The organism is Alkalilacustris brevis (assembly GCF_003350345.1).
Lineage (GTDB): Bacteria > Pseudomonadota > Alphaproteobacteria > Rhodobacterales > Rhodobacteraceae > Alkalilacustris > Alkalilacustris brevis.
The window spans coordinates 1-6,499 of record NZ_QNVJ01000068.1 but is presented as its reverse complement, the minus strand read 5'-3'; the positions used below and the strand labels follow the sequence as shown (position 1 = coordinate 6,499).

Annotated in this window: 8 protein-coding genes; 5 read left to right on the top strand and 3 right to left on the bottom strand. The window is 65.2% G+C overall.

Annotation, left to right across the window (positions count from 1 at the left end):
• Nucleotides 1-26: 26 nt before the first annotated feature.
• Both DQ229_RS11260 and DQ229_RS11255 read right to left on the bottom strand, forming a co-directional pair.
• Entirely contained in the window at nt 27-497 is a 471-nt protein-coding gene (locus DQ229_RS11260) for a metallophosphoesterase family protein (RefSeq protein WP_114966377.1), read from the bottom strand.
• Between the two features lie 318 nt (nt 498-815).
• Nucleotides 816-1,808 carry a helix-turn-helix transcriptional regulator gene (locus DQ229_RS11255; protein WP_114966376.1) on the bottom strand — a complete coding sequence of 331 codons (993 nt, stop codon included), beginning with the start codon at nt 1,806-1,808 and terminating at the stop codon, nt 816-818.
• 180 nt (nt 1,809-1,988) lie between these two features.
• Between DQ229_RS11255 and DQ229_RS11250 the strand changes: the two genes are divergently transcribed.
• A complete protein-coding gene (locus tag DQ229_RS11250; protein ID WP_114966375.1) occupies nt 1,989-2,594 on the top strand; it encodes a hypothetical protein in 606 nt (201 codons plus the stop codon).
• Between the two features lie 14 nt (nt 2,595-2,608).
• On the opposite strand, the gene DQ229_RS11245 is transcribed toward DQ229_RS11250, so the two are convergent.
• Nucleotides 2,609-3,868, bottom strand: coding sequence for a tyrosine-type recombinase/integrase (locus DQ229_RS11245; protein ID WP_114966374.1), 1,260 nt, complete (start codon nt 3,866-3,868; stop codon nt 2,609-2,611).
• A gap of 574 nt (nt 3,869-4,442) precedes the next feature.
• Here DQ229_RS11245 and DQ229_RS11240 point away from each other — a divergent pair.
• The 4 genes from DQ229_RS11240 to DQ229_RS11225 are packed head-to-tail and all read left to right on the top strand — an operon-like array spanning nt 4,443 to nt 6,404.
• Complete coding sequence (locus tag DQ229_RS11240) at nt 4,443-4,703, top strand: helix-turn-helix domain-containing protein (protein WP_114966378.1); 261 nt, start codon at nt 4,443-4,445, stop codon at nt 4,701-4,703.
• Nucleotides 4,700-4,978 carry a hypothetical protein gene (locus DQ229_RS11235; protein ID WP_114966373.1) on the top strand — a complete coding sequence of 93 codons (279 nt, stop codon included), beginning with the start codon at nt 4,700-4,702 and terminating at the stop codon, nt 4,976-4,978. The genes DQ229_RS11240 and DQ229_RS11235 overlap by 4 nt, the downstream gene beginning before the upstream one ends.
• Nucleotides 4,975-5,370, top strand: a complete 396-nt coding sequence (locus tag DQ229_RS11230) for a VRR-NUC domain-containing protein (RefSeq protein WP_114966372.1) — start codon at nt 4,975-4,977, stop codon at nt 5,368-5,370. Before DQ229_RS11235 ends, DQ229_RS11230 begins: the two co-directional genes overlap by 4 nt.
• Nucleotides 5,367-6,404: a helix-turn-helix domain-containing protein gene (locus DQ229_RS11225; RefSeq protein WP_114966371.1), complete on the top strand. Its 1,038-nt coding sequence runs from the start codon at nt 5,367-5,369 to the stop codon at nt 6,402-6,404. The genes DQ229_RS11230 and DQ229_RS11225 overlap by 4 nt, the downstream gene beginning before the upstream one ends.
• Nucleotides 6,405-6,499: the final 95 nt, after the last annotated feature.

Below are 6,499 nucleotides of genomic sequence, written 5' to 3'. Positions count from 1 at the left end.
TGTCCGTCCCTTCCTTGGGTCGGACTCTAATCGCAGACGGAGGAAAAATCCCGTGGCAGGTCATAACCAAAATAACTACGATGATCGTAAGGGGCGAAGAGGTCTTCGAAGTTGCGATAGTTTGCCAGAGGATCGAATAAGGGATCGGGATGATCCATCCGAGGACCGGTTGGGCCCGAGAACAAGTAGCTGCTTGCGCGGTCGGCCAAGATACGACCACAGAAAGACTGATCAGCCACAGCGCGCTGAACATCGTGATTGCCGGGAACAACGAAGACCTCGTGTCCCAGCTCAAGCAATGGTCCAACCAGCTCGTCGAGCACAAGATCGAACTCGCCGTCATCGCCCGCATTCACAATATCTCCGGTTAGGACAGTGTAGACCGCCCCTTCCAACGTTAAACGTTCGAGGTCTTCACGCAAGCGACTCAATCGAAATCGATTTTCTGCGTCGTTTTTGAAGTGCAAATCGCTCAAATGAAGAATTGTTGCGTCCATAAAAACCCACTAATGCCAGCAATCAGAGTAAGAAGGTTCACCTATGGGTACCCTTCATAACCGAACAAGAGGGAAGCACAACAATTGAACGCTTCGGGACCTACCACCGGCTGAAGATTGGGACTTGGCAGTGCGGCACTTTGCACTGACACCAACACCCTTGCGTCCCACCACGTCGAGAGGTCCAGGCTCTTTGTACTCACTCAGCGTTGCAATCTTGAGCAGGTGAATCCAACCGTGTCAATATCAGCACTTACCGTGAGGACATTGCTTGCCCAGGGATGCGGCCAGTGACCGCTTTCCCGCCCTTTCCGACCCTCACGGCAACACCCCCAAATCTCCCCTCTGGAACCCGTCTACCATCGCGCGCAGCGCGTCCGGCGCGACCACCTCGACCTGATTCCCCCATTGATACAGGTGCCAGACCATCTCGATCCAGCCTGAAGCGGTGAACTCGACGCGCAGGCTGCCATCGGGCTCTTCTGTCAGCTGCTGGGTGGGGTGGAACTCGAACTCGCGCGCGACGGGCGCCGCGCTGGGCGTGAACCGCCAGACCACAGGGCCAAACTCGGCGTCGGCGTGGAACGATGCGAACGCCTGCGCGGCGAAGGCATCGAGATCGAAGTCGGGGTCGCGGGCGAAGGACTGCCCCGTGATCGTGGCCTCGACGATCCGGTCGAGGCGAAACCGCCGGTAGGCCCGGCCGTTGTCGATGTCACGCGCGATCAGATACTGCCGCGTGCCGAGCAGAAGACCATAGGGTTCGACCCTGCGCGGCCTGGGCGTGCCATCCTTCGCGCCCTTGTAGACCATCTCGAGCGAGAACGGCGCCTTGATGCCGGCAGCGATGTTGCCAAGGATCATCGGCGCGATCCGGATACGGGGACCTGGACGACAGGCAAAGCCCTGCGCCTCGAGGAGCGCGCCCGCATCCGCTTCCGCACGCCGGGCATGTGACGATGGTATCAGGGCGAGCAACCTGTCGCGCAGCGCCGTCAGAGCCTTCGCGTCCAGCTCGGCCCCGTCGCGCCGGGCGCGGCGGATGCTCATGTCCAGTGCGGCGAGTTCGCTGTCGCGGATGCCCTGCATCCGCACCAGCGAGGTATCTTCGAGCTTCCACCAGCGCCGGCGGTCGCGGTCCGTGGTGTATCTCACGCTCGGGAACGCCATCTCGAGGCCGCGGATCATGCGCTGGGCCGTGCGCTGGTTGACACTGAACTCCTCGACGACATCGGCCAGGCTGATCCCCTGGTGGCGGGCAGCCGCCATCTCGGCAAGGCGGATCAGATCAAGACTCTTCTCGAAGGCCATCGGCACACCTATCCACGGCAGGTTCTGACGGGGAGGCTAGACCATAATAAACCAGAGCGCGAGTCTTTTGGCGATTCGGCATCTGCAGGTCGTAATTCGCGCTCTCGGAAGCAAGAAACACCCCGACACCAGGTCCCTCGGGGCCTCTCGAGGTGTGGGACCAGATAGAATGGAGCGTATATGAAACTGCCAAGGAGAGAGTTTTTCACAGTCCACGAAGTCGCCGCACGATGGGGCTGCACCATCGCCGATATCGCCGGGTGGTCGGCGACCGGGAGCTTCGAGATCCTGACCGGCATTCCGCCCGTGAAATGCGCGGACCGGATCGTTGCCGGCGAGGTCATCGTCTCGGCTTTCGACATCCTGCCGATGTTCCGGCGGTGCGGCACGGGGCCGCAATTCTCGCGCCTGTGCCGCGTGCGAACGCGGGGCGAGAGCGAGTGGCTGCTGATCACCGATCCGGGCGACGGCATGGAGGTGTCGGTCGCCGATCTGCTGATCGCGGGCAAGCAGGTCCAGCAATTCGAAGACAGGAACCTCCTGTTCTCCCGGATCAGCGGCGGCACCGGTTCGGTCTCGCCTTACGATTGGGAAGGCATGCTGCAGGCCCTCGCGCTCCGGATTCACGACAAGGGCGTCCCGGCCTCGCAGGGTGAGCTTGTCGCCGAAATGCAGGAATGGTTCGTGGCGCAGTCCGAGGGCGGGGAAGTGCCGGACGAGCGTTCGATCCGCCGGCGGATCACCCCTGTCTGGCGCGGGCTGAGCAGGACACACGCAAGGGCATGACCGCCCGGCTGTCTTCAGGCTGATTTCCGATCAGGGTCCTGATCGCGCACGACCTTCAGCCGTGGTCGCACCGCGCTGGCCACGGCGTCGAGCCCAGCGCGCAAGGGTGCGTCGAGCAGATGCGCGTAGCGCTGGGTGGTCTGCATCTGGCTGTGCCCCAGCAGCTTGCCGATCATCTCGAGCGATGCGCCGCCACTGACCAGCAGCGAGGCGAAGGTGTGGCGCAGGTCATGGATCCGGACATCCTCGATCTGCGCCGTCTTCCGGATCCGGATCCAGAAGCGGCGGATTTCCCTCACGGGCTGACCCGGCACATCGCCGGGGAAGAGCCAGGGCGAGCCCTTCGGCACGAGCAGCTGGCGCTGCCGGACGATCGCGGCCACATCCTCCGAGATCGGCACGCGGTGGATCCTGCGCTGCTTGGTGGCTGAGGCAGGCTTCGACCAGATGCCCAGCTCCAGATTGAACTGCTCGAAGCGGGCCTGGCGCACCTCGCCCACACGCGCGCCCGTCAGCATGCAGATGCGGATGATGCCCGCGGCGCGCTGATCGGGGTCGCGGTCCAGCGCGGCGGCGAGCCGGTCGATCTCGTCCTTGTTCAGAAACCGCTCGCGCGGGTTCTCGATGCGCCGATGGAAGCCGTTGGCGGGATTATCCGCGCGCATGCCCCATTCGATGGCAAGGTTGAACATCTTGCGCAGGGCCTCGCCCACGCGATTGGCGCGCACCGGGGTCGGTTTGGGCGGCTGCAGCTTTCGGGCCCGGTTGTTGGGCCGCGCCTTGTGCGGCCGCGCCCTGCCCTCGGCAATCCCGGCCAGCAGCTTCTCGACATCGGCCTTGGTGATCTCGGTGACCAGCTTCCTGCCCCAATGCGGCGCGACCAGCTTTGCCATCATGGATTTCTGATCCGCGGCGTTCAGTTCCGAAAGCCGCGAGACATGCTCCCGGATGTAGCTGTCGATCAGATCCTGCACGCGGGGTGCTGTGCGGATCTGATCGCGCTCGGCCAGCGGATCGTGGCCAAGGTCGACCTCGCGCCGCAATTCCCGCGCGCGCTCACGCGCGGCCGTCACCGACCATTCCGGCCAGCGCGCGAATGTCATGCGCCGCTGCCGTCCGGCAAAGCGATAATCGAACGTGAAGGCGCGCCCACCGCCGCGATAGACGCAGACCGCGAAGCCCCGGATATCGTCATCGAAGATCTGGTAATCGCGCCCTTCGGCAGGGATGGCCTCGCGCAGTACCTTCTCGGTCAGACGAACCCGTTTCGGCATCGAGGCACCTCCTTTCCCTGTCCATGACGCGTAGATTCGCGGCACAGGCAAGGTAATCCTGCTGCCGGACCGGCAGGGTGGCAGTGACCGGCAATGACCCTGCGATCCCGTGCCACCCCATGTTTCACTGGGGTTTCGCGACGGCGCCCTCCGGACTGGACGGATCGATGCCGTGGCCTGACGCGGGCCAGTGTCGCCCGATATGGCCTCTGGCGGAAATTCCCGTTTGAAATCAGAGACCGGCACGGAAAGCGGCATGTCACTGCCGGTCATTGCCGCCCTTGCCACCCCTGAATGCGCCTGAATGTGGGACAGCATCGCCGATTGTCCGCGAAACCGATGGATTCGGCCCCGGGCCTGGTCCGAGCACCCGCCAAAGGGGCTTCTCCCGAAGGCGACTGCTCCGCTGCGCCGCAGCGTGAAAATCGCCGAAGCCAATAAAACAAGGGGTGGCACGGGGTCCGGCAGGTCACTGCCGGTCACTGCCGGTCAGTGCCACCCTGCCACCCCGAGGCCTGTGCTTCTTCTGGGAGACCACGTTCGCCCGCTCCGGGCGACAATCGGGAGAAAGCAGATGACACACCCGCAAGACAGTACCGGCACGCAGGGCGCCGCGGGCGCCGCGCTGTTGCAAGGCTGGATCAGCCGCACCGATCTCGCCCGCGAGCTCGGTGTCTGCGAGGAAACGCTTCGGCGCTGGGCGGACGCGAGGCACGGCCCGCCATTCGTGAAGGCTGGCAGGAAGATCCTCTATCGGCGCGCGACCGTCCTCGATTGGCTGGAGCGGCAGGAGGATGTGGCCCCCCGTCGCGCGCGTGCGGGAGGCCGGCGATGACCGCGCATATCTCCGGCACGCCCGCCCCCATCGACCCTCAGCGAGCCTGGCCCGCGGCGCGCATCGCGGAGGCCCGCGCCGTCCTCGCCGATGTCGCGCATCATTCCGATCACCTCGTCCGGCTCGCCTGCAACGTCCTGACCGCGCATGGCGAGACCGAGGCCGAGCGGCGCGACGCCCGCGCCCTCCTGTTCGTGATCGAGGCCCGGTGCCCGGCGCGGCATCGCCGCGCCCAGAGCGCCGATCACGATGATGGCCCGGAGGTGCGCCGATGAAGCGCCGTGGTACACCCGAAGCCGATCTGCAGCGCGCCGTGGTGCAGGCCCTGCGCTTCGCCCTGCCCCGCACGGCCATCATACACCATTGCGCAAACGAGGTGACCGAGCCCGGGCCACGCGGCGCGAAACGCCAGGCGATCCTGGTCGGCATGGGCGTCCATCCCGGCTTTGCCGATCTGATGGTGCTCTGCGACGGGCGCGTCCTGTTCCTCGAGCTGAAATCCGTCAAGGGACGGCTCAGTCCGGCGCAGGAAGCGTTTCGCGATGCGGTGCAGGCGCAGGGCCATGGCTGGGCACTCGTGCGCGCGCTCGACGACGCGCTGGGCGCACTGGCAGACAATGGGTTCACAACCCGCGTGGCGGCCCCGGTTCGGAGGGCCGCGCCATGAGCCATGAGGCCACCAACTGGGCGATCAAGCAGCGCGGGCTGAAGCCGACCACCAAGATCGTGCTCTGGCACCTGTGCGATCGGTTCAACCCGGATTACGGCTGCTTCCCCTCGCAGGATCGGCTGGCCGAGGATTGCGAGATCAGCCGATCGACCCTGAACGAGCACCTCGGCCAACTCGAGGCGGCAGGGCTCCTGCGCCGCGTCCCGCGCCTGCATCCTGTTACCAGGCGCCAGATGCCCACCCGCTACATTCTGGGGTTTGAACCGGGCTTCACACCGCATGAGCCAGACCCGTGTCCGGAATCCGGACATGGACATGCGAACGATGCCGCAAGCGTCGCAGATATTGGGCCATTCGACGGTGAAACACCGGATATGGCCGAGCCGTGTCTGAATTCCGGACACGGCTCGGATGCGCGACCCGTGTCCGGTTTTCCGGCCGACCCGTGTCCGGAAAATGCCCAAAGCCGTGTCCGGAATCCGGACACTAACCTTGTAAGGGAACCTTTAAGTAAACCAGTAAAGGAGGAGGAGGACGCGCAGGCGCGCGAGGCCATCTTCGAGGCGTTTTTCGGAGAGCTGATCCGGGCGCTGGGCCTGGACCCGACCGCCCTGCCCGGCTGGTGGCAGGGCTGGCCGCCCCGCGAACATGTCCGGCGCTGGCGTGACGATCTCGGTCTCGACGAGGACGCGATCTTCGCGGTCGCCGAGGCGTCGCGGCGCGATCATCCCGAACCACCTGATGGCCCCAAGGCGCTCGACCGCGCAATGCAGCGCGCCGCCCAGCGCCTTAAGCAGACCGGCGCGCCGGTAGCGAGGAAGGGTCCAGCGTCCGGCAACGGAAAGACCCGTCGCCGGAAACGCGACGATGGCCCCAGGCCAAGCGATGACGAGCTGGCGGCCTTCTACGCCGATCTGGTGAACTCCGACCGCTTCCTGCCCGCGAACACGATCAGCAACACCATGCGCGACGCCATGCTGGCTCGCGGGCTGGTAACGGTCGAGCGCCTGCACGCGCGCGGGGTGCGGTGAATGGCATGGTGTCACGTCCCCGGCACGGCCTCTCCCTCTGCGCAGGCGGCGGAGGCCTGGATATGGGCCTCATGCTCGCCGAGCCCGGATATCAC